Origin of the sequence: Microlunatus capsulatus (assembly GCF_017876495.1) — a bacterium.
Lineage (GTDB): Bacteria > Actinomycetota > Actinomycetes > Propionibacteriales > Propionibacteriaceae > Microlunatus > Microlunatus capsulatus.
In genome coordinates, this window is sequence record NZ_JAGIOB010000001.1 from 4063655 (window position 1) to 4088234 (window position 24580).

The 24580-nt window shown below is 74.1% G+C and carries 21 protein-coding genes; 14 read left to right on the top strand and 7 right to left on the bottom strand.

The window, feature by feature from the left end:
- The first annotated feature begins 15 nt into the window (after nucleotides 1–15).
- The 5 genes from JOF54_RS18900 (at nucleotide 16) to JOF54_RS18920 (ending at nucleotide 5217) form a co-directional block, all read left to right on the top strand.
- On the top strand, nucleotides 16–2040 hold the full coding sequence (locus JOF54_RS18900) for a hypothetical protein (protein ID WP_210058662.1): 2025 nt from the start codon (nucleotides 16–18) through the stop codon (nucleotides 2038–2040).
- A 113-nt stretch (nucleotides 2041–2153) separates the two neighbouring features.
- Nucleotides 2154–3659, top strand: a complete 1506-nt coding sequence (gene rimO / locus JOF54_RS18905; RefSeq protein WP_210058670.1) for a 30S ribosomal protein S12 methylthiotransferase RimO — start codon at nucleotides 2154–2156, stop codon at nucleotides 3657–3659.
- A 73-nt stretch (nucleotides 3660–3732) separates the two neighbouring features.
- Nucleotides 3733–4302, top strand: a complete 570-nt coding sequence (gene pgsA / locus JOF54_RS18910; protein WP_210059716.1) for a CDP-diacylglycerol--glycerol-3-phosphate 3-phosphatidyltransferase — start codon at nucleotides 3733–3735, stop codon at nucleotides 4300–4302.
- Entirely contained in the window at nucleotides 4299–4838 is a 540-nt protein-coding gene (locus JOF54_RS18915; protein WP_210058672.1) for a CinA family protein, read from the top strand. The genes pgsA and JOF54_RS18915 overlap by 4 nt, the downstream gene beginning before the upstream one ends.
- Nucleotides 4839–4923: 85 nt before the next feature.
- On the top strand, nucleotides 4924–5217 hold the full coding sequence (locus JOF54_RS18920; protein WP_210059717.1) for a helix-turn-helix domain-containing protein: 294 nt from the start codon (nucleotides 4924–4926) through the stop codon (nucleotides 5215–5217).
- 124 nt (nucleotides 5218–5341) lie between these two features.
- Here JOF54_RS18920 and JOF54_RS18925 read toward each other — a convergent pair whose 3' ends face one another.
- The gene (locus tag JOF54_RS18925) at nucleotides 5342–9949 is read right to left on the bottom strand and encodes an ATP-dependent helicase (protein WP_210059718.1); all 4608 of its coding nucleotides are present in this window, start codon (nucleotides 9947–9949) and stop codon (nucleotides 5342–5344) included.
- Nucleotides 9950–10056: 107 nt separating this feature from the next.
- Between JOF54_RS18925 and JOF54_RS18930 the strand changes: the two genes are divergently transcribed.
- The 5 genes from JOF54_RS18930 (at nucleotide 10057) to JOF54_RS18950 (ending at nucleotide 15520) form a co-directional block, all read left to right on the top strand.
- Nucleotides 10057–10251, top strand: a complete 195-nt coding sequence (locus JOF54_RS18930; RefSeq protein WP_210058674.1) for a DUF3046 domain-containing protein — start codon at nucleotides 10057–10059, stop codon at nucleotides 10249–10251.
- A 212-nt stretch (nucleotides 10252–10463) separates the two neighbouring features.
- Nucleotides 10464–11513, top strand: coding sequence for a recombinase RecA (gene recA / locus JOF54_RS18935; protein ID WP_245358207.1), 1050 nt, complete (start codon nucleotides 10464–10466; stop codon nucleotides 11511–11513).
- Nucleotides 11514–11833: 320 nt separating this feature from the next.
- A complete protein-coding gene (locus JOF54_RS21650; protein ID WP_210058676.1) occupies nucleotides 11834–12289 on the top strand; it encodes a regulatory protein RecX in 456 nt (151 codons plus the stop codon).
- A 307-nt stretch (nucleotides 12290–12596) separates the two neighbouring features.
- Complete coding sequence (gene rny, locus JOF54_RS18945) at nucleotides 12597–14237, top strand: ribonuclease Y (protein ID WP_210058684.1); 1641 nt, start codon at nucleotides 12597–12599, stop codon at nucleotides 14235–14237.
- 92 nt (nucleotides 14238–14329) lie between these two features.
- Nucleotides 14330–15520, top strand: a complete 1191-nt coding sequence (locus tag JOF54_RS18950; protein ID WP_210058686.1) for a cysteine desulfurase-like protein — start codon at nucleotides 14330–14332, stop codon at nucleotides 15518–15520.
- Here JOF54_RS18950 and JOF54_RS18955 read toward each other — a convergent pair.
- The 5 genes from JOF54_RS18955 to JOF54_RS18975 all read right to left on the bottom strand — a co-directional run bounded on the left by JOF54_RS18955 (nucleotide 15517) and on the right by JOF54_RS18975 (nucleotide 19943).
- Nucleotides 15517–16419: an amino acid ABC transporter permease gene (locus JOF54_RS18955; protein ID WP_210058688.1), complete on the bottom strand. Its 903-nt coding sequence runs from the start codon at nucleotides 16417–16419 to the stop codon at nucleotides 15517–15519. The two genes, JOF54_RS18950 and JOF54_RS18955, sit on opposite strands and share 4 nt — an antisense overlap.
- Complete coding sequence (locus tag JOF54_RS18960) at nucleotides 16416–17105, bottom strand: amino acid ABC transporter permease (protein ID WP_210058690.1); 690 nt, start codon at nucleotides 17103–17105, stop codon at nucleotides 16416–16418. The genes JOF54_RS18955 and JOF54_RS18960 overlap by 4 nt, the downstream gene beginning before the upstream one ends.
- 64 nt (nucleotides 17106–17169) lie before the next feature.
- Nucleotides 17170–18015, bottom strand: coding sequence for a glutamate ABC transporter substrate-binding protein (locus JOF54_RS18965; RefSeq protein ID WP_245358209.1), 846 nt, complete (start codon nucleotides 18013–18015; stop codon nucleotides 17170–17172).
- Between the two features lie 116 nt (nucleotides 18016–18131).
- Complete coding sequence (locus JOF54_RS18970; RefSeq protein ID WP_210058692.1) at nucleotides 18132–18968, bottom strand: amino acid ABC transporter ATP-binding protein; 837 nt, start codon at nucleotides 18966–18968, stop codon at nucleotides 18132–18134.
- 72 nt (nucleotides 18969–19040) lie between these two features.
- Nucleotides 19041–19943, bottom strand: a complete 903-nt coding sequence (locus JOF54_RS18975) for an aldose 1-epimerase family protein (protein ID WP_210058694.1) — start codon at nucleotides 19941–19943, stop codon at nucleotides 19041–19043.
- 107 nt (nucleotides 19944–20050) lie between these two features.
- On the opposite strand from JOF54_RS18975, the gene miaB reads away from it, so the two are divergent.
- Nucleotides 20051–21556 (top strand): tRNA (N6-isopentenyl adenosine(37)-C2)-methylthiotransferase MiaB, encoded by a 1506-nt coding sequence (gene miaB, locus JOF54_RS18980; RefSeq protein ID WP_210058696.1) that lies wholly within the window; start codon nucleotides 20051–20053, stop codon nucleotides 21554–21556.
- 60 nt (nucleotides 21557–21616) lie between these two features.
- Here the strand turns inward: miaB and JOF54_RS18985 are convergent, their stop codons facing one another.
- A complete protein-coding gene (locus tag JOF54_RS18985) occupies nucleotides 21617–21814 on the bottom strand; it encodes an antitoxin (RefSeq protein WP_210058698.1) in 198 nt (65 codons plus the stop codon).
- A 169-nt stretch (nucleotides 21815–21983) separates the two neighbouring features.
- Between JOF54_RS18985 and miaA the strand changes: the two genes are divergently transcribed.
- The 3 genes from miaA to JOF54_RS19000 are packed head-to-tail and all read left to right on the top strand — an operon-like array spanning nucleotide 21984 to nucleotide 24566.
- Nucleotides 21984–22955 (top strand): tRNA (adenosine(37)-N6)-dimethylallyltransferase MiaA, encoded by a 972-nt coding sequence (miaA, locus tag JOF54_RS18990; protein ID WP_372443528.1) that lies wholly within the window; start codon nucleotides 21984–21986, stop codon nucleotides 22953–22955.
- A 4-nt stretch (nucleotides 22956–22959) separates the two neighbouring features.
- Entirely contained in the window at nucleotides 22960–23799 is an 840-nt protein-coding gene (gene dapF / locus JOF54_RS18995; protein WP_210058704.1) for a diaminopimelate epimerase, read from the top strand.
- On the top strand, nucleotides 23799–24566 hold the full coding sequence (locus tag JOF54_RS19000; protein WP_210058706.1) for an SDR family NAD(P)-dependent oxidoreductase: 768 nt from the start codon (nucleotides 23799–23801) through the stop codon (nucleotides 24564–24566). Before dapF ends, JOF54_RS19000 begins: the two co-directional genes overlap by 1 nt.
- Nucleotides 24567–24580: the final 14 nt, after the last annotated feature.

Sequence of the window (24580 nt, forward strand, 5' to 3'; positions counted from 1 at the left end):
CCCGTGAGGACTTCGATGACGAAGCGCCGCCTGCCCCGCCTGCTGATCGCCGGCACCGCCACCCTCAGCCTCGTGCTGGGGGTGGCGGGCACCACCCCCGCCGAGGCCCGGGCCCCCGAGCCCCGCGCGGACGGGGTGCTCACCAACACCGCGCACCTGGACTTCCTGCTCGACGAGGTCAGCCCGGGGGCGGTGCCGGGGCACACCACCTACCGGCTCGCCGCCGAACCGGCGCTGACCATGCCCTGGACCTACGCCGACGCCCGCGACGGCGGCACCTTCGAGCGCGTGGGGGGCGGGCCGGAGGACCCCGTGACGGGGGACTACGGGCAGGGCGCCTACAACGCCGACGACGTCTCCCGGGCCGCCGTGGTCTACGTGCGGCACTGGCGCCAGTTCGGCGACGACGCCAGCCGGCAGAAGGCCTACGAGCTGCTCCGCGGGCTCACCTACCTGCAGACGGCGACCGGCCCGGACCGGGGCAACGTCGTGCTCTGGATGCAGGCCGACGGCGACCTCAACCCCAGCGCCGAACCCGTCGAGCTGCCCGACCCCTCGGACTCGGAGGAGAGCTACTGGCTCGCCCGGACCCTGTGGGCCCTCGGTGAGGGCTACGCCGCCTTCGAGGACGCCGACCCGGCGTTCGCCGCCTTCCTGCAGGACCGGCTCCAGCTCTCGGTCGGGGCCGTCCAGCGCGAGGTGCTGGACGACTACGGCCGCTACACCGTCACCGACGGCCGGCGGGTGCCGCGCTGGCTGATCGTCAACGGCGCGGACGCGACGGCCGAGGCCACCCTCGGGCTGTCCGCCTACGTCGCGGCCGTGCCGCAGGACCGGACCACCCGACGCGTGCTCGCCCAGCTCCTCGAGGGCGTCGCGGCGATGGGGACCTCGCGGTCCGGCTGGCCGTACGGAGCCGTCCTGCCCTGGGCCGAGTCTCGCTCGATGTGGCACGCCTGGTCCTCCCAGATGGCCGGGGCGCTCGCCCTGGGCTCGGAGACCCTGCGCCGCCCCGCCCTGCTGCGGCCCGCCGTGGCCGAGGCCGTCGGCTTCGACCCGACGCTGGTCGCCGCCGGCGGACCGGACAACGCCTGGTACCCGACCCCGGTGGACCGCACGCAGATCGCCTACGGCGCCGACTCCCGGGTGCAGAACCTCCTCGCCACCGCCGACGCGGCCCGGCTCCCGGGGCTGCGGACGCTGGCGGCCATGAACGCGAGCTGGTTCTTCGGGACCAACCGCTCCGGGACGCCGGTCTACGACCCGGCCACCGGCGTGACCTTCGACGGCGTGGCCCCCGACGGCACCGTCAACCGCAACAGCGGGGCCGAGAGCACCATCCACGGCCTGCTGACGATGATGGCGCTCGACGCCCGGCCCGCGGTGCGGGCCCAGGCCGTCGGGTGGACCCGGACGCCGGTGCGCGACGGCCTGGTGAGCGTGGAGGCCGAGACCGCGACGTCCTCGACCACCGGCAGCACCGTGACGCCGGACTCCGCCTGGACCGGGGAGTCCCAGCTGGGCGGCGGCGCCTACCTGCGGCTCGACCGGGGCGAGCGGGCCCGGCTGGTGCTGGCGGCCGACGACCAGCCGCGGGTGCTCGAGCCCGTGGTGCTGCGGCCGGCCCGTTCGGGGCCGGTCAGCCGCTGGGCCGCCGGTGGAGAGACGGCAACGCTGCGCTCGCCGGCGCTGGCGCAGGGGCTCTCGGCCGTGCCCGGGGTGCTGCTGCCCCAGCGGCTCGGGCTCCCGCTGCCCGCGGGGGACGAGGTCGTCCGGGTCCGGGCTCAGCGCGGCACCCTCGCGCTGGACGCGGTGCTGGCCCGGCCGAGCATCTCCCGGGCCGTGTTCCCGACGGCCGACGGCGGCACCGAGCTGCTCACCTCGGCCGCCGGCGGGCGGGTCCGGGTCGCCACCCAGCTGACCGGGGCGCGGCGCGAGGCGCGCTACGACCGGTCCGGGGTGCTCGTGCACCGCACCGCGCTCAGCGCCGGGCAGCGCGCCCGGGTGGAGCCGGGCGGCTTCACGCTGGTCACCCGCTGAGCCGGGACCGGTGGTGGCCGCGTGCCGCCACCGGCTCCGGTCCCGGCCCTGTGCGCCGGCCGCCCGCGCGAGCGGGCGGCCGGTGCGGGCCGATCGGTCATACTGAGGAGGCCATGCCTGTCCCCACCGCGCCCACCCTGCCCGCTCCCGCCCGGGAGGCCGACGACCTCCTCGCCGTCCACCTGGTCACGCTGGGCTGCGCCCGCAACGAGGTCGACTCCGAGGAGCTCGCGGCCCGCCTGGAGGACGGCGGCTTCCGCCTCGTCGCCGACCCCGAGGACGCCGACGCGGTGATGGTCAACACCTGCGGCTTCGTCGAGGCGGCCAAGAAGGACTCCGTCGACACGCTGCTGGCCGCCGCCGACCTCAAGGAGCAGGGCCGGCCCCGGGCCGTCGTCGCCGTCGGCTGCCTGGCCGAGCGGTACGGCAACGAGCTGGCGGAGTCGCTGCCCGAGACCGACGCCGTGCTCAGCTTCGACGACTACACCGACGTGGCCGGTCGGCTCTCGGCCATCCTCGCCGGCCAGCCGCACACCGCCCACGTCCCGCGCGACCGCCGGACCCTGCTGCCGATGGCCCCGGCCGCCCGCCGCGCCGCCGCGCAGGGCCAGAGCCTGCCGGGCCACGGCGCGGCCCTGGACGCGCCCGACCTGCCCGCCGGACTGGCTCCCGCCAGCGGTCCGCGCCCGCTGCGCCGTCGCCTGGAGGGCGGGCCGACCGCCCCGCTCAAGATCGCGTCGGGCTGCGACCGCCGCTGCACCTTCTGCGCCATCCCGGCCTTCCGCGGCGCCTACCTCTCCCGGCCGCCGGCCGACGTCGTCACCGAGGCCCGCTGGCTGGTCGACCAGGGCGTCCGCGAGCTCTTCCTCGTCAGCGAGAACACCTCCTCCTACGGCAAGGACCTGGGCGACATCCGGGCGCTGGAGCAGCTCCTCGGCGAGCTGAGCGCGCTGGACGGCCTCGACTGGATCCGGGTCTCCTACCTCCAGCCCGCCGAGGTCCGGCCCACCCTGGTCAGCGCGATGACGAGCACCCCCAAGGTGGTGCCGTACTTCGACCTGTCCTTCCAGCACGCCGCTCCGGGCCTGCTGCGCCGGATGCGCCGCTTCGGCGACCCCGACTCCTTCCTCGGCCTCATCGCCTCCATCCGGGCCCAGGCGCCGACGGCCGGGATCCGGTCGAACGTCATCTGCGGCTTCCCGGGCGAGACCGAGGCCGACGTCGACGTGCTGTGCGACTTCCTCGGCGAGGCCGGCCTGGACGCGATCGGCGTCTTCGGCTACTCCGACGAGGACGGCACGGAGGCCGCCCGGCTGGACGGCCAGCTGCCGCTCGAGCTCGTCGAGGAGCGCCGCGAGCGGCTCGCCGACCTGGTCGACGAGCTGGTGGCCGAGCGCGCCGCCCAGCGCGTCGGGGAGACCGTGCAGGTGCTCGTCGAGGAGGTCGACGACGTCGTCACCGGCCGGGCCGCCCACCAGGGCCCCGAGGTCGACGGCTCGGTCGAGCTCGTCGACGCCGCCGGGGTCCGCGTCGGCGACCTCGTGGACGCCGTCGTCACCGCCAGCGGGGGGGCCGATCTGGTGGCCCGCCCGCTCGTCCCCGGGCCGGGTCGTGGCTGAGCCGTCGACGCCGGGCCGCCCCGGTCCGGACGCCGACGCCCTGGCGCCCTCGGAGACGCACCCGACCGGCCCGATGGCCGAGCCCGAGACCAGCTCCTGGAACGTCCCGAACGCCCTGACCGGGCTGCGCATCGTGCTGGTCCCGGTGTTCGCGTGGATGCTGCTCGCGCACCCGGACGCGACGGGGTGGCGCCTCGCCACCGCGGCCGTCTTCCTCGGCGCCATCCTCACCGACAGCCTCGACGGCCACCTGGCTCGCAAGCACAACCTCATCACCCGCTTCGGCAAGCTCGCCGACCCCATCGCCGACAAGGCGCTGACGGGGATGGCCTTCATCGGGCTGTCGCTGGTCGGCGAGCTCTGGTGGTGGGTGACGGTGCTGATGCTCCTCCGCGAGTGGGGGATCACGGTGATGCGCTTCGTGGTCCTGCGCTACGGGGTGATGGCCGCGGGCCGCGGTGGCAAGCTCAAGACCGTCCTGCAGGCGGTGGCGATCATGCTCTACCTGCTCCCGCTGCCCGGCTGGGCGCACGTCGTCGCCGTCGTGGTCATGCTCGTGGCCCTCGCCGTCACCCTGGTCACCGGCCTCGACTACGTGCGGGACGCCGTGGCCCTGCGCCGCCGGAGCCGGACCGGCGGATGAGCCCGGCCCCCGCGCCCGACCCCGGTGGGCGCACCGGCGCCGACCCGGGTGCCGCGGCCGCGCTGGCGGCCCTGGCCCTCGGGGCGGAGACGCTCGCCACCGCCGAGTCGCTGACCGGCGGGCTGGTCGGGGAGCTGCTGACGTCGGTGCCCGGCGCCTCCGCCGGCTACCTGGGCGGCGTCATCAGCTATGCGACGCGGCTCAAGCACACGCTCGCCGGCGTGCCCACGGCCACGCTGGACGCCCACGGGCCGGTGGCCGAGCCGACGGCCGCGGCCATGGCCGACGGGGTTGCCCAGCGCTGCGGGGCGGACTGGGGGCTCGCCGTCACCGGTGTCGCCGGGCCCGAGCCCCAGGACGGCCACCCCGTCGGCCAGGTGTTCGTCGGCCTCGCCCACCCGGCGATCGGCTGGCAGCAGGTGCGCGAGCTGCGGCTGGACGGCGACCGGGCCACGATCCGCTGGCAGACCGCCGTCACCGCCCTGGCGCTGCTGACCGAGGCCGTGCGGAACAACGGACCCGCTGCGCGACGTTGACCTCTCGGTGTCCCAGGACCGGTGAGGTCGACGGCGGTGGGGCGGACGAGGTGAGTACAGTTTCGGCATGGGTCAGGAGAGTCCGATGAAGCAGGTGCTGGTGCGTGAGCTCATCGGGGAGTCGCTGCGCGAGGAGCGGGTCGCCCAGAGCCGCACGCTCCGTGAGGTCTCCAAGGCCGCCCGGGTCAGCCTCGGCTACCTGTCCGAGGTCGAGCGGGGTCAGAAGGAGGCGTCGAGCGAGTTGCTCGCGTCCATCTGCTCGGCGCTGGACCTGCCCCTGTCCGTCGTCCTCAACGTCGTCAGCGAGAAGATGGCCATGTACGAGCGCGTGACCCCGCTGCCCACCGTCCGCTCGCTCCCGCAGGCCGCCGCCGCCTGAGCCCGGGCCGCTGGCCCACCCCGACCGTCCGACCGCCGTCCCGAGCACCTCGCCCGGGGCGGCGTCGTCGCGTCCGGGGCGCTCAGCCGAGAGGCGGGCCGGTCGGGCCCGCGGGCCGGTGCGCTCAGGCCGAGGGTCGCAGCCGCAGCCCCTGGGGGGTCATCCGGAACCCGGCACCCTGCAGGGCGTCGCTGACGAGCGTGGAGCCGAAGACGTGCCCGCCGTCGGCCTTCTCGACGCTGAGCTTGCCCAGCTGGCCCCGCTGGACCGCCTCGGCCAGCACCGTCGCCGCCGGGGCCAGCCGCCGCGGGTCCTCGGTGAACGAGAGCAGCGTCTTGCCGCCCCGCTCGACGTAGAAGGTCAGCGCGCCGTCGACGAGCACCACGAGCGCGCCCGCCTTGCGACCGGGCCGGTGCCCCTCGCGCTCGGGCCAGGGGAGCGCCGCGCCGTAGGGGTTGGCCGCGTCGCACGCCGCCAGCACGACGGCCTGCGGCGCGTCGGGCTCGCGCTGGAACGAGCGCAGCCGGTCGACGGCGCCGCCGAGCGCGAACTGGGCGGCTCCGAGGCCCTCGATGAAGTAGCCGCGGCGGCACTGGCCCGACTCCTCGAGCGAGCTGAGCGCCCGGTAGGCCGCGCCGAAGCCGCCCTCGCCGTTCTCGGTCATCACGCTGCCGCGGCTGACCACCCCGTAGCGGTCGAGCTGGGCGAAGACGTCGGTCGCGAGCCGCTCGGCGGGGGTGGCGCCGGCGCGGGGCACCAGCGACCAGCGGCCGCCGGTCGTGGGCGAGGCGATCCGTGGCGCCCGCCCGGGCCGGCCCAGCCCCCCGCCGGCCAACCGCGCCCGGTGGGTCCGGGCCGTCGGACGGGTCGGCGCCTTGCGGTGCGCGCCTCCCGAGAGCGCCCGCACGGGGGCGAAGGTGTCCCCGGTGACCAGTCCCGCCCAGACCAGGTCCCAGAGCGCGGCGACGTACTCGTCCCGGTGGCCCAGCGAGCCCGGCGGCAGCAGCGCGTCGAAGAAGTAGGCGCCCCCGCCGGCCAGGGCGTCGAGCAGCTCCTGGCTGCGGTGGTGCGCCGGCGCGCGGGCCTCGGACGGCTCCGCCCCGGCCACGTACCAGCGGACCCAGCCGTCGGAGTCGCCGATGCCGCCGTCGCCGACCCAGCTGACCTCGCCGCTGGCGGTCAGCTCGTCGAGCATCGCGGGGGTGTAGCCCGCCACCCGGGCGGGCAGGATCACCGACTCGACGGCGCTGGCCGGCATCGCGTAGCCCGCCAGCTGCTCCAGGGCCCCCAGCACGCCGTCGCTGCCCCGGGCGCCGGAGCCGACGCCCTGCCACTCGGTGAGGAAGCGGGCGTAGGCCACCTGCTCGACCGGCTCGACCTCCTTGCGCAGCAGGGCGAGCGTCCGCCGCTTGATGAGCGCCAGGACCTGGCCGTGGCAGTACTGCCGGCGCTCCTGGCCGGCCTCGCCCTCGAGGTCGACGAAGGAGCCGCTGACCACGGTGCCGGCCGCGACGAGGGCGTCGCAGGCCTGCTCGACGACGGCGCGGCCCAGCCCGTAGCGGGTGGCGACCGTGCCGGCGACGAACGGGCCGTGGGTGCGGGCCCAGCGCAGCACGAGGTCCTCGACCGGGTGGGCGGAGGTCTCGGTGAAGGTGGCGGCGACGCCGGGCGGCACCGGTATGCCCAGCCCGTCGCGGAGCCGGGGGACGTCCTCGGCCACGGCGACCATCGGCACGCCCGCGATCCGGACCTCGACGACGCGCCGGTCGAGCACCAGCTGCTCCAGGGCCGGCTCCAGGGCGAAGTCCTCCACGGTGCGCAGAGCCAGCTCGGCGCGGCTGTAGGGCCCGGCGGTGCGGACGAGGTCGAAGAGCTGCTCGACCGTCGTCGCCTGGCGCTCGGGGCTGAGGCCCTGCACGTCGGCCTCGCTGCGGGCGATGACGGAGGCGTCGAGCAGCTGCTTGAGCCCGTCCTTGCCCAGGAGCTCCGCCAGCAGGGTGGCGTCCAGCGAGAGCGCGGCCGCCTTCTTCTCCGCCAGCGGCACGTCGCCCTCGTAGACGAAGGCGCCGACGTAGCCGAACAGCAGCGACTTCGCGAACGGCGAGGGCTCCTTGGTCTCGACCTCGACCAGCCGGATCTTGCGCGAGGCGATCTCGCGCTGCACCTCCAGCAGCCCGTCGAGGTCGAAGACGTCGGTCAGGCACTCGCGCATCGTCTCCAGGACGATGGGGAACTCCGGGAACTGCGCGGCCACGGTCAGCAGCTGGGCCGAGCGCATCCGCTGCTGCCACAGCGGGGAGCGCGCCTTCGGGTCCCGGCGGGGCAGCAGCAGGGCCCGGGCGGCGCACTCGCGGAAGCGGGCCGCGAACAGCGCGGAGCCGCCCACCTCGTCGGTGACCACGGACTCGATCGTCTCGGGGTCGAGCACGACCAGATCGGCCCCGGGCGGCTCGGAGTCGGTGTCGGGGATCCGCAGCACCATGCCGTCGTTCGTCGCGGTCGCCTGGACCTCGAGGCCGTAGCGCTGGCGGGCGGCGTGCTCGACGGCCAGCGCCCACGGCGTCAGCACCCCGGTGCCCAGGGCGGAGTGGACGCAGACCCGCCAGTCGCCCAGCTCGTCGCGGAACCGCTCGACGACGATCGTCTGGTCGGTCGGGAGCGCCCCGGTCGCGCTGGACTGCTCGGTGAGGTAGGCGACGAGGTTCCGCGCGGCGAACTCGTCCAGGCCGCTCTCCCGCAGCCGGGCGGTGGCCCGCGGCGCGGGCATGGTGCCCACCTCGCGGACGAAGCCGCCGAAGGCGCGGCCCAGCTCCAACGGCCGGCCGGGGGAGTCGCCCTTCCAGAACGGCAGTCGGCCCGGCACCCCGGGCGCCGGGGTGACGAGCACCTGGTCGTGGGTGATCTGCTCCACCCGCCAGCTGGTGGTGCCCAGGGTGAAGACGTCGCCCACCCGGGTCTCGTAGACCATCTCCTCGTCCAGCTCGCCCACCCGGCGGCCGGGCGCGTGCTTCCCGGCGGCGTTGCCCTCGCCGACGATGAACACGCCGAACAGGCCGCGGTCGGGGATGGTGCCGCCCGAGGTGACCGCGAGCCGCTGCGCCCCGGGCCGGGCGGTGAGCACGCCGGTGTCGCGCTGCCAGACCAGCCGGGGCCGCAGCTCGGCGAAGTCCTCGGACGGGTAGCGACCGCTGAGCATGTCCAGCACGGCCTCGAAGGCGCTGTAGGGCAGGTCGCGGAAGCTGCTGGCCCGCCGGACGAGGGCGTACAGCTCGTCGACCTTGGTCTCCTGGCCGGACACCACGGCCACGACCTGCTGCGCGAGCACGTCGAGCGGGTTGCGGAGCTCGGCGACCTCCTCGATGGCCCCGCGGCGCATCCGCTCGACCACCACGGAGGACTCGATGAGGTCGCCGCGGTGGTTGGGGAAGAAGACCCCGCGCGAGGTCGCGCCGACCTGGTGGCCCGCCCGGCCGACCCGCTGCAGGCCGCTCGCGACCGAGGGCGGGGACTCGACCTGGACCACGACGTCGACGGCGCCCATGTCGATGCCCAGCTCCAGCGAGGACGTCGCCACCACGCACGGCAGCAGGCCCGACTTGAGGTCGGACTCGATCTGGGCGCGCTGCTCCTTGCTCACCGAGCCGTGGTGCGCGCGGGCGACCGCGGGCGCGTGGGTGCCGTCGTGGCCCGAGGAGGACCCGGACTGCGCCATCACCTGCGCCGGCGGACCCGACGCCTCCTCGGGCGGTGCCTCCATCCCCAGCCGCTCGGCGTGCAGCTCGTTGAGGTGGGAGGTCAGCCGCTCGGCCAGCCGGCGCGAGTTCGCGAACACGATGGTGGAGCGGTGCTGGCCGATGAGGTCGAGGATCTTGTTCTCCACGTGCGGCCAGATCGACGGCGCCCGGGTGGGCGCCCGCTCGTCCTCCAGCGACGAGGGCGTGGAGGCGGACGCGCCGAGGTCGCTCATGTCCTCGACGGGCACGACGATCTCGAGGTCCCACGACTTCTCCGCGGGCGGTGCGACCACCTGGACCGGGTGCGGTCCGCCCAGGTAGGCGGCGACCCGCTCGGCCGGGCGGACGGTGGCCGAGAGCCCGATCCGCTGCAGCGGCCGGTGCGGCACGTCCGGCGACGCCGACTCGGCCGTCAGGGCCTCCAGCCGCTCGATCGACAGCGCGAGGTGGGCGCCGCGCTTGGTGCCGGCCAGCGCGTGCACCTCGTCGACGATGACCGTGCGCACCGAGCGCAGCACGTCGCGCGCGTTCGAGGTCAGCATGAGGAACAGCGACTCGGGCGTGGTGATGAGGATGTCCGGGGGGCGGGTGGCGATGACCCGCCGCTCGGCCGTGGTCGTGTCGCCCGAGCGGACGCCGACGGTCACGTTCGGTGGGGTCTGGTCGAGCCGCAGCGCGGTCTGGGTGATGCCCGCGAGCGGGGCCCGCAGGTTGCGCTCGACGTCGACGGCCAGCGCCTTGAGCGGGGACACGTAGAGGACGCGGCAGCGCTCCTGCGGCTCGGGCTGCGGGGAGCGGGTGAGGTCGTCGAGGGCCCACAGGAAGGCGGCCAGCGTCTTGCCCGAGCCGGTCGGGGCGACCACCAGCGCGTTCTTGCCGTCCGCGATGGCGCGCCACGCGCCGGACTGCGCGGCCGTCGGGCGCGCGAAGACCTCCTGGAACCACGTGGCGGTGGCGGGGGAGAAGACCTTCAGGACGTCGGCGGGCACGTCCCCCATCTTGCCCGGCGGCACCGACAGTTCTGCCCGGGCGCGGGCTCGGCTGGTCCCCGCGGGTCCGCTGGGGAACACTGGGGGCCGACGACGCGAGCGGGGGTGTGCAGGGCGTGAAGGAGACCGAGCTGTGGCAGCGGCTGCAGGACCAGCTGGGCGCGGGCTACCACCGCGTGTGGGCGGCCGAGTACAGCCTGTCCGAGCTGCAGGGTCGCACCGTGGTGCAGGCCGTCGCCGACGGGGTGCCCGTCAAGACCGTGTGGCGGGCCGTCTGGGCCGCGCTCGAGCTCCCGGCGCGGGAGCGCTGACCCCGCTCCGGCCCGCCGGTCCAGGACGCGCGCGGCGCGCGGCGTGTCCGCTCGCCGTTCGAACACCTGTTCGGTAAGTTGTCCACCGGGTCGTTCGACGCCCCGGCGCTGTCCACAGCGCCGCCGCGTCCCGGACCTTTGTCAGTGCCTCTCCTTAGAGTCCCTGCACAGACCGCACGACACGGAACCGCCCGGACGGGTGAGGGAAGGACATGATGGCGACCAACGACCGCGAGAAGGCGCTGGAGACAGCACTCGCCCAGATCGACAAGAACTACGGCAAGGGCTCGGTGATGCGGCTGGGCGACAACGTCCGCGCACCGCTGGAGGTGATCCCCACCGGCTCGATCTCCCTCGACGTCGCGCTCGGCATCGGCGGGCTCCCGCGCGGCCGGGTCGTCGAGATCTACGGCCCCGAGTCCAGCGGCAAGACGACGGTGGCCCTGCACGCCATCGCCAACGCCCAGGCCGGCGGCGGCATCTGCGCCTTCATCGACGCCGAGCACGCGCTGGACCCCGACTACGCCGCCAAGCTGGGGGTCGACACCGACTCGCTGCTGGTCAGCCAGCCGGACAACGGCGAGCAGGCGCTGGAGATCGCGGACATGCTGGTCCGCTCCGGCGCGCTGGCCCTCATCGTCATCGACTCCGTGGCGGCCCTGACGCCCCGCGCCGAGATCGAGGGCGAGATGGGCGACAGTCACGTCGGCCTGCAGGCCCGGCTGATGAGCCAGGCGCTGCGCAAGATGACCGGTGCGCTGAGCAACTCCAACACCACGGCCATCTTCATCAACCAGCTGCGCGAGAAGATCGGCGTCATGTTCGGCTCGCCCGAGACCACCACCGGTGGTCGGGCGCTGAAGTTCTACTCCTCGGTCCGGCTCGACGTGCGTCGTATCGAGACGCTCAAGGACGGCCAGGAAATGGTCGGCAACCGGACCCGGGTGAAGGTCGTCAAGAACAAGGTCGCGCCGCCCTTCAAGCAGGCCGAGTTCGACATTCTCTACGGCAAGGGAATCAGCCGCGAGGGCAGCCTGATCGACCTCGGCGTCGAGGTCGGCATCATCCGCAAGGCGGGGGCCTGGTTCACCTACGACGCCGACCAGCTCGGCCAGGGTCGCGAGAACGCGCGCGGCTACCTGATCAGCAACCCCGACCTCGCGAACGAGCTCGAGAAGAAGATCAAGGAGAAGATGGGCATCGGCCCGCAGGTGGACGTGCCGGCGGGTGTCGACCCCGTCACCGGTGAGGTGGAGTTCTGAGTTCCGCCGTCGACCCGGCCCGTGACCAGCACGGGCCGGGCGGGGTGGACCCGGTCGACCAGGTCCGCTCCTGGCTGAGCGCGCGGGGTGCCCCGGTCCCGCCGCCCGAGCCGGTCCTCGAGCGGCCGGTGCGGTCCCGCCCTGCCCGCGCGGTCGGGGCGATGCCGGAGGACGACGAACCGGCGGATGACGACGGCTCGACCACACCCGCGGGTCGCGCGCGTTCCGGGCGGCGGTCGGGCCGCGGGTCGGGTCGGGGCCGTCGTGAGGGGACGACGCCGGCTGCCGGCCCTGACGACGTCGAGGCCGACCCCGAGGGTGTGGCGCGGACGATCGTCCTGCGCAAGCTGGCCGCCCAGGCGCGGACACGGCACGAGCTGGCCAAGGCCCTCGCCGCCAAGGAGGTCCCCGAGGACGTCGCCGACGCAGTCCTGGACCGGATGGAGGCGGTCGGCCTGGTCGACGACGAGGCCTTCGCCCGCGACTGGGTGGCGTCTCGCCAGCAGCGTCGCCACCTGTCCCGCTCGGCGCTGCGGCGCGAGCTGCAGACCAAGGGGATCGAGCGCGACCAGATCGACGAGGCCGTGTCCGGGGTGGAGAACGACGACGAGGTCGAGGCCGCCCTCGCGCTCGCCACGAAGCGGTTCCGCTCCATGCAGGGCCTCGAGCGCGACGTGCAGTACCGCCGGCTGGCCGGCGCCCTGGCCCGCCGCGGCTTCAGCGGCTCGGTGGCCTCGACGGTGCTCAGCCAGGTCCTGGACACCCGGCGCGACTGAGCGCCCCGGCAGGGTCGCGCCGCGCCGTCGGGCCGGTGCAGCCGGGGTGACCTCGCCCTGCTTGACCGGTGGTAGCCCGAGCCATACTCTGCAAGCACGAGGTTTCAGCGTGTTTGTTCGGCCCGAAATGTGAACCGTCAACCAGAAGACGACGGCTTGATAAAACGCACGATCTGACGTTTGAAGTTCCGCTCCAGTGACCGCCCAGGACGCACCGTGCGCCGGGCGGTCCCTTGTTCACAAATGCATGTCTGCGCAGGCTGAAGCCTCTTGAGTGCACGCGCGAGCGTGTAGACGGGAGTGCGCCATGAGTTCAGGCCTGGCCCTGGTGGTTCTGGCCGTGCTGGTCGTCGTCATCGGGGCGCTCGTCGCCGCGGTGGTGGTGGTCGTGCGGCGCTCGACCGCCCTCACCGTGCCGACCGCTCCGGTGACGCCGCTTGCCGAGGTCGCGGAGGACCCGCGGCTGCAGGCCCAGCAGGCCGAGATCGCGGCCGCCCGCGAGGAGCTGGCCAGCCTCCAGTCCCGCTCGGAGCAGGAGCTGCGCGTCACCCAGGAGAAGGCCGGTGCGCTCATCGCCTCCGCCGAGAGCGCGCGCGCCGAGGCCGACCAGGAGGCGCGGGCCCGGCGGGCTGAGCTGCAGGAGCAGCGCGCCGACCTCGAGCGCCGCGAGCAGCGGCTCGGCGACCGCGAGGAGCGCCTCGACAGCGAGGGCCGCTCGCTGGACGAGCGCGCCCGGCACCTCGACGAGCTCAAGGCTCAGCTGAAGGTCCAGCGTCAGGCTCTGGCTGAGGTCGAGACCGAGCGCCAGCAGGCGCTCGAGCGGGTCGCGGGCCTCACCGCGGAGCAGGCCAAGGCCGAGCTCGTCGCCGCCGTCGAGCACGACGCCAAGCGGCAGGCGGTCCTGGTGGCCCGCGACATCGAGCGCCAGGCCCACCGCGAAGCGGACGCCAAGGCCCGGATGATCGTCGTCGGGGCCATCCAGCGGGTCGCCTCGGAGCAGACCTCGGAGTCCGTCGTCTCGGCCGTGCACCTGCCCGGTGACGACATGAAGGGCCGGATCATCGGCCGCGAGGGCCGCAACATCCGGGCCTTCGAGCAGGTCACCGGGGTCAACGTGATGATCGACGACACCCCCGAGTCGGTGCTGCTGTCCAGCTTCGACCCGGTCCGTCGGGAGACGGCGCGGATGACGCTGAGCGAGCTCGTCAAGGACGGCCGCATCCACCCGCAGCGGATCGAGGAGGTGCACGAGCGCAGCAAGGCCCAGATCGAGCAGCAGTGCCTCCGCGCCGCGGAGGACGCGATGGCCGAGGTCGGGATCTCGGACCTGCACCCGGCCCTGGTGCCGATCCTCGGCACCCTGCGCTACCGCACCTCCTACGGGCAGAACGTCCTCAAGCACCTCGTCGAGTCGGCGCACATCGCCGGCCTGATGGCGGCCGAGATGGGCCTGGACATCGAGCAGTGCAAGCGCTCGGCCTTCCTGCACGACATCGGCAAGGCCCTCACCCACGAGGTCGAGGGCTCGCACGCGATCATCGGCGCCGACCTCGCCCGTCGCTACGGGGAGCACCCCGACGTGGTGCACGCCATCGAGGCGCACCACAACGAGGTCGAGGTCAAGACGGTCGAGGCGATCCTCACCCAGGCGGCGGACGCGATCAGCGGCAGCCGTCCGGGCGCCCGGCGGGAGAGCATCGAGGCTTACGTGCAGCGGTTGGAGCGGCTGGAGGAGATCGCCGGCGCCCGCGACGGCGTCGACAAGGTCTTCGCCATGCAGGCGGGCCGGGAGCTGCGGGTGATGGTCGTGCCCGAGGTCGTCGACGACATCGAGGCCCAGGTGCTCGCGCGCGACATCGCCAAGCAGATCGAGGAGGAGCTGACCTACCCCGGCCAGATCCGCGTCACCGTCGTGCGGGAGTCCCGCGCCACCGAGACCGCCCGCTGACCCCGGCAGCCGCCGACCCCGCCAGCAGCCGACCCAGCCGACCCCGGCCCCGGCTGGCCGGCCCGCCACAGCGCCGTTGATAGGTTCGCCCGGTGAGCCTCGACCTCGTCCGCGTCCGCGCCGACTTCCCGGCCCTGGAGGCCGGGCTGGCCTACTTCGACAGCCCCGGCGGGACGCAGACGCCGGCGCCGGTCGCGGAGGCGATCCGCCGCACCGTCAGCGGGCCGCTCTCCAACCGGGGCACGGCCAACCTCGCGGCCCGCAACGCCGACGCGGTCGTCGTCGGCGCCCGGCAGGCCGTCGCCGACCTGACGGCGGGCGACCCGCGCGGGGTGGTGTTCGGCCGCAGCGCCACCCAGCTGACCTTCGACTTCGCCCGGACGCTCGCCCGCGACTGGCAGCCCGGCGACGAGGTCGTGGTGACCCGGCTCGACCACGACGCGAACATCCGGCCCTGGGTGCTGGCGGCGGAGGACCGCGGGGTCACCGTGCGCTGGGCCGACTTCGACCCGGCCACCGGCGAGCTGGAGCCGGCCGTCGTCTCCGCCCTGCTCACCGACCGCACCCGGCTGGTCGCGCTCACCGCCGCCAGCAACCTCATCGGCACCCAGCCGGACGTCCGGGCCGTCGCGGACGCGGCCCACGCCGTCGGCGCGCTGGTCTGGGTCGATGGCGTCCACCACGCCGCGCACGCCCTCGTCGACGTCGGGGCGCTGGGCTGCGACGTGTTCGTCTGCTCGCCCTACAAGTTCTTCGGCCCCCACCACGGCGCCCTGGTCGCCGACCCGGCCCTCCTCGAGGGCCTGCGGCCCGCCAAGCTGCTGCCCTCCAGCGACGCCGTCCCCGAGCGGTTCGAGCTGGGGACGCTGCCCTACGAGCAGCTCGTCGGCACCACGGCCGCCATCGAACACCTCGCCGGCCTGCTGCCCGGCACCGGCTCCCGGCGCGACCGGCTCGCGGCCAGCCTCGCGGCCGCCGAGGAGCACGAGGCCCGCCTCCAGACGCGCATCGAGGACGGCCTGGCCGGCCTGGGCGCCACCGTCTACAGCCGCGCCGCGCGCCGCACCTCGACGCTGCTCTTCGACCTGCCCGACGTCGAGGCCGCCGACGTCGCCGCCGGCCTGGCCGCCGTCGGGGTGAACGCGCCCGCCGGCCACTTCTACGCGATCGAGGCCTCCCGCCACCTGGGGCTGGGGGACCGGGGTGCGGTCCGGGTCGGCCTGGCGCCCTACAACGACGACGCCGACGTCGACCGGCTGCTGGCGGGGCTCGCGGCCCTCTAGCCCTGGCTGGGAGCCAGCGCCCCCGCCCCGCCCGCCGGGAGCAGCGTCGGGTCGTCCGGGTTCGCCGGCGGCCCGCCCTTCGCCGAGCGCTGCAGCCGCCGCTCCACCAGCCGGGCGACGAACGTCAGGCTGTAGTTGATGAGGATGAAGATCGCGGCGAGCACGATGAACGTCGGGATGAGGTTGCCGACGTTGGTGCTGAAGTTCTGGCCGCCGCGGATCAGCTCGGAGAAGTTGATGATGTAGCCGAGCGCGGTGTCCTTGAGGATGACGACGAGCTGGCTCAGCAGCGACGGCAGCATCGCGGTCACGGCCTGCGGCAGCAGGATGGCCGTCATGGTCTGGAACGGGGTCAGGCCGACCGCCAGGCCCGCCTCGCGCTGACCCTTCGGCAGCGAGAAGACCCCGGAGCGGATGAGCTCGGCGATCACCGCGGAGTTGTAGAGGGTGAGCCCGGCGACGACGCCGAACAGCGAGGCGGCGTCGCCGGTGACGCCCACGACGAACACCGCGAAGAAGTAGGAGAAGATCATCATGACCAGCACCGGGACGGAGCGGAAGAGCTCCACGTAGACGCCGCAGAGCAGCCGGAGGACGCGGGACTGCGACAGCCGCCCGACCCCCAGCACGAAGCCGACGGCGATCGAGAGCACGACGGCGATGGCCGCGGCCTTGAGCGTGTTGAGCAGCCCCGGCAGCAGGTAGGCCGTCCAGGTGACCGGGTCGAGGAAGGGCCGCCACTTCTCGGCCGTGAACTGGTTGTCGGCCGGGTTGGCCAGGCCGCGGACCACCAGGGCGAGCAGCCCCAGCAGCACGAGCACGGCGACGACGCCGATCACCCGGTAGGTGCGCCGGGCGCGGGGACCGGGGACGTCGAAGAGGACGGCCTGCGCGCTCACCGCTGCACCACCAGCCGGCGCGACAGGTAGGTGAACAGCACCCCGGTCGGCAGCGTCAGCAGGATGAAGCAGACCGCGATCAGCGCGAAGATGGCGTACAGCAGGGACGGGCTGAACTCGATCATGTTCCGCATCTGGTAGGCGAGCTCGGCCACCCCGATGGTCGCGACCACCGTGGTGTTCTTGGTCAGCGCGATGAGGGTGTTCCCGAGCGGGGCGATGGCCCCGCGGAACGCCTGGGGCAGGACCACCTCCCGCAGCGTGGGCAGGAAGCCGAGCCCGATCGCCCGGGCCGCCTCGGCCTGGCCCTGCGGCACGGTGTTGATGCCGCTGCGCAGCGCCTCGGCGACGAAGGAGGCGTGGTAGACGGCCAGGGCGACCACCCCGAAGCGGAAGGTGTTGTCCGCGATGGAGGTGGGGGAGTCCGGGTCGGCCAGCTGGACCTGCAGCGTGTTGGAGATGCCGAAGAGGCAGAAGAACACGATCAGCGTCAGCGGGGTGTTCCGGATGAGGGTGACGTAGGCGGTGCCGAACCCGCGGAGCACGGCCACCGGCGAGACGCGGCAGACCGCGACCACGGTGCCGATCACCAGCGCCCCGATCGCGGAGGCGACGGTGAGCTTGATGGTCATCCAGAACGCGCCGAGCACGTCGTACTCGGTCAGCAGCCTGCTGAAGGCGTCCACGCCGTCCTCCTCGGGGGTCGGGCGGGGACCCGGGCGGGACGCTGCCCGCCCGGGTCCGCGGTGGTCAGGAGCAGGCGTCCGGCTTCGGCGGGTTGGTGGCCGCGTCCGGGGTGAACCCGGAGGCCCCGACGGTGTCGTCGAGCGCCTTCTGCCACGAGCCGTCGGTGACCATCTTCTGGATGGCGCCGTTCACCGACTCGCAGAGGGCCGTGTCGCCCTGCTTGATGCCCACGCCGTAGCGCTCCTCGGAGAACGGGGCGCCGACGACCTTGAGCTTGCCCTGGTACTGCGACTGCGCGGCGAAGCCGGCGAGGATGACGTTGTCGGTGGTGACCGCGTCGATCGTGCCGCTGTTGAGGGCCTGCACGCACTTGGAGTAGGTGTCGAACTCCTGCAGCTGCACGCCGGAGGCGTAGTTGTCCTTGATCTTCTGCGCCGACGTCGAGCCGGTGACCGAGCACAGCTTCTTGCCGTTCAGCGCGTCGGGCCCGGTGATGTCGGTGTTGCCGGTCTTCACCAGCAGGTCCTGGCCGGCGACGAAGTAGGGCCCGCCGAAGGAGACCTTCTGCTTGCGCTCGTCGGTGATCGAGTAGGTCGCGAAGATCATCTTGACCTGGCCGCTCTGCAGCAGCGTCTCGCGCTGGGCCGAGGGCGACTCCTTGAAGGTCACGTCGGTGTAGCCGAGCTCCTTGGCGACGTAGCGGGCGACGGTGACGTCGAAGCCCTGGTAGTCGTTGCCGACCTGCTGGCCGAGGCCCGGCTGGTCGAACTTGATGCCGATGGTCACGGGGCCGCCGGAGCTGGCCGCGTCCCCGGCGGGGGCGGCGTTCTCCTCGTTGACGCAGCCGGCCATGGCCAGCGTGAGTGCCGCAGCGGCGGTGCTGCCGGCGATCTTGGTGATGGTCCTCATGGTGTGCGTTCCCCTCCGGTGTGGGCGTCGGGAGAGCAGGCCGCTGCTCCCGATCGCTCGGGTCGTCCGTGTGCACCGTGCCGCGACGGGTGGGTCGTGGCAGCGCACGTCCTGAGCTAGTGGGTCAGGATCTTGCTCAGGAAATCCTGGGCCCGCGCCGAGCGCGGGGCGGTGAAGAAGGTCTCCGGCGGGGCCTCCTCGACGATCTGGCCGTCGGCCATGAACACCACGCGGTTGGCCGCCTTGCGGGCGAACCCCATCTCGTGGGTGACGACGACCATCGTCATCCCCTGGCGGGCGAGGGAGACCATCACGTCGAGGACCTCGTTGACCATCTCGGGGTCCAGGGCCGAGGTGGGCTCGTCGAAGAGGATCACCTTGGGGTCCATGGCGAGCGCCCGGGCGATCGCCACCCGCTGCTGCTGGCCGCCGGACAGCTGGGCCGGGTACTTCTCGGCCTGGGAGTCGACGCCGACCCGCTTCAGCAGCTCCATCCCGCGCTGGCGGGCCTCCGCGGCGCTCTTGCGCCGCACCTTGACCGGACCCAGGGTGACGTTCTCCAGGACGGTCTTGTGCGCGAAGAGGTTGAAGGACTGGAAGACCATGCCGACGTCGGCGCGGAGGCCGGCCAGCGCCCGGCCCTCCTCGGGCAGGCGGGCGCCGTCGATGGTGATCGTGCCGCCCTCGATCGTCTCCAGCCGGTTGATGGCGCGGCAGAGCGTCGACTTCCCCGAGCCGGAGGGCCCGAGCACGACGACGACCTCGCCGCGGCCGACCGTCAGGTTGATGTCGCGCAGCACGTGCAGGTCGCCGAAGTGCTTGTCGACACCGCTCAGCACGACGAGCGGCTCGCCGACCGGCGTCACCACCGGTGGGGCCGTGGACCCGTCCAGGGCGGCGTCGTGGTCCGTGCCCGCGTGCGGACCTGCAGGCGGCCCTCCCGACTCCGTCATGGCCCGACCCTAGAGGAGCGAGGTCACGGTTGGGGCGACCGACATGTTGAGATCCGGTTACGCCCGGCCCGCTCAGCGGCCGGTGACGCCCCAGCGGCCGGAGTAGCTCTTGCCCGGCGCGAGCACGATGAGCCCGTCGTGGGTGATGCCCTCGTTGAAGGCGTCGGGGCCGCACGTCATCGGCTCGACGGCCAGCGAGAGGTCGCGGCGGTCCTCGCCGGTGAAGACCTGGATCCAGCTCATCGTCGCGTCACCCCACAGCTCGGCGTACCGGTCCCCGAGGGCCAGCTTGACCCGCCAGCGGCCGTCCTCGTCGCGGTCGAGGTCGGTGAACGCGTGGTCGAGGTTGGTGCTGCCCAGCGGCGCCCCCGCCCGCAGGTCCTTCTCCGTGCCCTCGACCGGGGCGAGCCGGACCGGCAGCAGCCGGTCGTCGACCTCCAGGTAGGTCCGGGCCGGGACGGTGAGGGCGACCTCGTCGACGGTGGTCTCGCCGACGGTGAAGTAGGGGTGCGCGGCGTAGCCGAACGGCACGTCGGCGTCGCCGATGTTGGTCGCGCGCACGGTGACCTGCAGGCCGCGCTCGCCGACCTGGTGGGTGATGGTCGCCTCGAGGACCCCCGGCCAGCCGGAGCGGGGGTAGACGCGCACCGACTGCGTCACCGTGTCGGCGGTGTGCTCGACCAGGGTCCAGGGCACGTGCCGGACGAGGCCGTGGATGGCGTTGTGCCGGGAGGGCTCGCTGAGGTCGAGCTGCTGCTCCTCGCCGCCGAAGGTGTAGATCCCGTCCCGGATCCGGTTCGGCCAGGGCAGCAGCTGCTGGCCGCGCCCCTTGTGGACCACCTCGTCGGCCTCGAAGCCGCGCACCACGTGACGGCCGTCGACGGTGTAGGCGCGCAGCGTCGCGCCGACCTCGGTGACGACGGCGCGGTGCTCGCCGGAGACGATCTCGTACTGCTCGCCGGTGGGGTTGGTCATGGTCGGGGAGCCTAGTGCGGGGCCTCCGCGCCGGGGGCGGCGGACCCGTGGCCGGCCGTCCGCGACGGGCGGCCGCGCCCGGCGTCGGCCGTTAGGCTGGGACCGCCATGTCGACCCCAGTCCTCGCCCCCCCGGCCGCCCGGACCTACGAGATCCGCACCCACGGCTGCCAGATGAACGTCCACGACTCCGAGCGCCTCGCCGGCCTGCTCGAGGGAGCGGGCTACGCGCGCGCCGACCGCGGCAGCGCGCCCGACGTCGTCGTCTTCAACACCTGCGCGGTCCGGGAGAACGCCGACAACAAGCTGTACGGCAGCCTCGGCCACCTGCTGCCCACCAAGAACGCCACCCCCGGCATGCAGATCGCCGTCGGCGGCTGCCTCGCCCAGAAGGACCGCAGCGAGATCGTCCGCCGGGCCCCCTGGGTCGACGTCGTCTTCGGCACCCACAACATCGGCGCCCTGCCCGTGCTGCTGGAGCGGGCCCGCGTCGAGCAGGAGGCGCAGGTCGAGATCGAGGAGGCCCTGCAGACCTTCCCCTCGGACCTGCCCACCCGGCGCCAGTCGCCCTACGCCGCCTGGGTCTCGGTGAGCGTCGGCTGCAACAACACGTGCACCTTCTGCATCGTGCCGTCGCTGCGCGGCAAGGAGACCGACCGCCGGCCGGGCGACGTGCTGGCCGAGGTCGAGATGCTGGTCGCCGAGGGCGTCCAGGAGGTCACCCTGCTGGGCCAGAACGTCAACGCCTACGGTGTCGAGTTCGGCGACCGCGCGGCGTTCGCCAAGCTGCTCCGCGCGTGCGGGGAGATCGAGGGGCTGGAGCGGGTGCGCTTCACCTCACCGCACCCCAAGGACTTCACCGACGACGTCATCGCGGCGATGGCCGAGACCCCGAACGTCATGCCGCAGCTCCACATGCCGCTGCAGTCCGGCTCGGACGCGGTCCTGCGGGCCATGCGCCGCTCGTACCGCAGCGACCGCTACCTCGGCATCATCGACCGGGTCCGCGACGCCATGCCGCACGCGGCGATCACCACCGACATCATCGTCGGCTTCCCGGGCGAGACCGAGGCCGACTTCCAGGCGACCCTCGACGTCGCCGCCGCCTCGCGCTTCGCGGCGGCGTTCACGTTCCAGTACTCGGTGCGCCCGGGGACCCCGGCGGCGACGATGGCCGACCAGATCCCGAAGCCCGTGGTCCAGGAGCGCTACGAGCGGCTCGTCGCCCTGGTCGAGGAGACCGCCTGGCGGGAGAACCAGCAGCTGGTCGGCACCGAGGTCGAGGTGATGTTCGCCGACGGCGAGGGCCGCAAGGACGCCGCCACGGCCCGGATGTCGGGGCGGGCGCGGGACAACCGGCTGGTCCACGTGGCGGTCCCCGAGGACCCGGCGCTGCGGCCGCGGCCCGGCGACCTGGCCCGCACCACCGTCACCTACGCGGCCCCGCACCACCTGACGGCCGACTCCGGCATCACCGGGCTGCGGCGCACCCGCGGCGGGGACGCCTGGGAGGGCCGCCGGGCCGCTCCCGCCCGGGCCGTCGTCGGCCTGGGCCTGCCGGGCGTCGGCGTGCCCGCCCCGCTGGCCCCGGCCACCGGCTGCCAGGTCGCCTGAGCCGGTCCCGGGAACGGCTCAGCCCCGCCGGTCCGGGACCGACGGGGCTGAGGAGAGGGGTCAGGCCGGGGGCGGCGTGCCGTCCTTGCGGAGGAACTCGCCCAGCTTCTCCTTGGCGACGCCGACGCCCTTGTCGATCTTGTCGGCGTGCTTGCCGCCGGTGCGCTCGTCGGCGAGGTCGCCCGCGCGGTCCAGGCCCTGGTCGACCTTGTCGGGGTGCTGGCTCAGCACGTCCTTGGCCTTGTCGAAGATGCCCATCGGGTGTCGCCTCTCGTTCGAAGGTGGTCCTGCTCGGCCCGGGCCGACCCGGAGGGGGCGGCGCCGTGCACGGGTCCAGGGTGCCCTGGTGCGCGCCCGGGCTCAACCACCGGGGCGGACACCGACCGGCCGCGCGGGACCGCTGGGCCAGACTGGGGCCGTGACCGTGGTGCTCGTGGGTCCGACGGCCGTCGGCAAGTCGGCGCTCGCCGTGGCGCTCGCCCGGCGCTACCGCGACGCCGGCCGGCCGGCCGAGGTGGTCAACGCCGACTCCATGCTGGTCTACCGCGGGATGGACATCGGGACGGCCAAGCCGACCGCGCAGGAGCGGGCCGGCGTGCCGCACCACCTGCTCGACGTCCTCGACGTCACCCAGACCGCCACCGTCGCGGAGTTCCAGGCCCTCGCCCGCGCCGCGATCGCGGACTGCCGGTCGCGCGGGGTGGTGCCCGTGGTCGTCGGCGGCTCCGCGCTCTACGTCCGGGCCGTCGTCGACGACTTCGTCTTCCCCGGCACCGACGCGGCGGTCCGCGGCCGGCTGGAGGCCGAGCTGGCCGTCGTCGGGCCGGCGGCCCTGCACGCCCGGCTGGCCGCCGTCGACCCCGCCTCGGCCGCGTCCATCGGCCCCGCCAACGGGCGACGGCTCGTCCGCGCGCTGGAGGTGGTGGAGCTGACGGGGGCGCCCTACACGTCCAGCCTGCCCGCGCACCGCTACGCGCTGCCCGGCGTCGTCCAGATCGGCCTGCGGGTCGACCGGCCGACGATGGACGCGAGGATCGCGCAGCGGGTCGACGCCATGTGGGCCGCCGGCTTCGTCGACGAGGTGCGCGCCCTGGCCGCCCGCTCGCCCGGGCTGCGGGACGGCGTCACCGCCTCCCGCGCCCTCGGCTACCGCCAGCTGCTGGCGCACCTGGACGGCGAGGTCACCGAGGAGGAGGCCCGCGCCCAGACGGTGCAGGGCACCCGCCGCTTCGCCCGCCGGCAGGGTGGCTGGTTCCCCCGCGACCCGCGGATCACCTGGCTCGACTGGGACCGGCCCGACCTCGTCGACGCGGCGCTCGCGGTCGCCGGGCCCGACGGCGAGGGTGCCGACCGGCCCCCGGGCGGTGCGGGGGAGGCCGCGCCGGCTCTGGGAGACTGAGCCCATGCGCAGGTGGTCGTTCAGCAAGGGTCACGGGACCGAGAACGACTTCGTGGTCCTGCTGGACCGCGACGACACGATGCACGTCGGGCCCGCCGAGGTCCGCTACCTCTGCGACCGGCACGCCGGGATCGGCGGCGACGGCCTGCTGCGCGCCGTCCGCGCCCGGCACGTGCCCGAGTGGGACGGCGACGGCGCCCTCTGGTTCATGGACTACCGCAACGCCGACGGCTCGGTGGCGCAGATGTGCGGCAACGGCCTGCGGGTGTTCGCGCGGTTCCTGCTCGACCACGACCTGGCCAGCGGGCCCACCATCCCCGTCGCCACGCGGTCGGGGCTCAAGGAGGCGACGGTGCTGCCCGACACCCGCATCCGGGTGTCGATGGGTCCGGTCCGCGTCGAGCAGCCGGGCACCCCGCTCGCCGTCCGCACCGCCGACGGCGCCGAGCACGCCGTGCTGCCCGCCGACGTCGGCAACCCGCACGCCGTCGCGTTCGTCGACGACCTGGCCGCGCTGGACCTGACCCGCGCGCCGCGGGTGCCCGACGGCGCGTTCCCCGAGGGCGTGAACGTCGAGTTCGTCCGGGTCCTGGGACCGCGCCACCTGGCCCTGCGCGTGCACGAGCGGGGCGTGGGGGAGACGCGCTCCTGCGGGACCGGCACCGTCGCGGCGGCCGCCGCCGCGCGGGTGCACGCCGGTGACACCGCGCCGCTCCCCGTCACCTATCGTGTCGAGGTGCCTGGCGGCGAGGTCGAGGTCGAGCTCGCCGAGGACCAGGCCCATCTGACCGGCCCGGCGGTGCTCATCGCCCACGGGCAGGTCCTGGTCCCCGAGGAGGGGTAGTGGCAGTCCTGGACACGTTCTCGCTGGCCGGCAAGGTCTCGGTGGTGACGGGGGCGAACCGCGGCATCGGCCGTGCGCTCGTCACGTCCCTGGCGGAGGCGGGCAGCGACGTCGTCCTGCTCGTCCGCGACGCCGAGGCCGGCGCCCGCACCAAGGCCGAGGTCGAGCAGCTGGGCGTCCGCGCCCACGTCGTCGTCGCCGACGTCACCCACCCCGACGAGGTGCAGCGCGCCGTCGAGGAGTCGGTCGCCGGCCTGGGCAAGGTCGACGTGCTGGTCAACAACGCCGGCTACTGCGTGCACCGGCCCGCGCTCGAGGTCACCCCCGAGGAGTGGAGCTCGGTGATGGACGTCAACGTCACCGGCGTCTGGAACTGCGCCCAGGCGTTCGGCCGGGTGATGGTCGAGCAGGGCAGCGGCGCGATCATCAACATCGGCTCCATCTCCGCCCAGATCGTCAACCGGCCGCAGCACCAGCCCGGCTACAACGCCTCCAAGGCCGCGGTGCACCAGCTGACCAAGTCGCTCGCCGCCGAGTGGGCGCCGATGGGCGTCCGCGTCAACGCGCTGGCCCCCGGCTACACCAAGACCGAGATGGCCCCGGTCGACAGCCCGGAGTTCCGCCGGCACTGGATCGAGGACGCCCCGATGCAGCGCTACGCCCTGCCCGAGGAGCTCGGCCCCAGCGTCGTCTTCCTCGCCTCGGCCGCCTCCGGCTTCATCACCGGTGAGGTTCTGGTCATCGACGGCGGGTACACCCTCTTCTGAGCGGAGCGGTGGTC

Excerpts from the sequence above, each read along its gene's own strand:
- JOF54_RS18900 (WP_210058662.1), top strand. The coding sequence starts at position 16 with ATGACGAAGCGCCGCCTGCCCCGCCTGCTGATCGCCGGCACCGCCACC.
- rimO (WP_210058670.1), top strand. The coding sequence starts at position 2,154 with ATGCCTGTCCCCACCGCGCCCACCCTGCCCGCTCCCGCCCGGGAGGCC.
- pgsA (WP_210059716.1), top strand. The coding sequence starts at position 3,733 with ATGGCCGAGCCCGAGACCAGCTCCTGGAACGTCCCGAACGCCCTGACC.
- JOF54_RS18915 (WP_210058672.1), top strand. The coding sequence starts at position 4,299 with ATGAGCCCGGCCCCCGCGCCCGACCCCGGTGGGCGCACCGGCGCCGAC.
- JOF54_RS18920 (WP_210059717.1), top strand. The coding sequence starts at position 4,924 with ATGAAGCAGGTGCTGGTGCGTGAGCTCATCGGGGAGTCGCTGCGCGAG.
- JOF54_RS18925 (WP_210059718.1), bottom strand. The coding sequence starts at position 9,949 with ATGGGGGACGTGCCCGCCGACGTCCTGAAGGTCTTCTCCCCCGCCACC.
- recA (WP_245358207.1), top strand. The coding sequence starts at position 10,464 with ATGATGGCGACCAACGACCGCGAGAAGGCGCTGGAGACAGCACTCGCC.
- rny (WP_210058684.1), top strand. The coding sequence starts at position 12,597 with ATGAGTTCAGGCCTGGCCCTGGTGGTTCTGGCCGTGCTGGTCGTCGTC.
- JOF54_RS18965 (WP_245358209.1), bottom strand. The coding sequence starts at position 18,015 with ATGAGGACCATCACCAAGATCGCCGGCAGCACCGCCGCTGCGGCACTC.
- JOF54_RS18970 (WP_210058692.1), bottom strand. The coding sequence starts at position 18,968 with ATGACGGAGTCGGGAGGGCCGCCTGCAGGTCCGCACGCGGGCACGGAC.
- JOF54_RS18975 (WP_210058694.1), bottom strand. The coding sequence starts at position 19,943 with ATGACCAACCCCACCGGCGAGCAGTACGAGATCGTCTCCGGCGAGCAC.
- miaB (WP_210058696.1), top strand. The coding sequence starts at position 20,051 with ATGTCGACCCCAGTCCTCGCCCCCCCGGCCGCCCGGACCTACGAGATC.
- JOF54_RS18985 (WP_210058698.1), bottom strand. The coding sequence starts at position 21,814 with ATGGGCATCTTCGACAAGGCCAAGGACGTGCTGAGCCAGCACCCCGAC.
- dapF (WP_210058704.1), top strand. The coding sequence starts at position 22,960 with ATGCGCAGGTGGTCGTTCAGCAAGGGTCACGGGACCGAGAACGACTTC.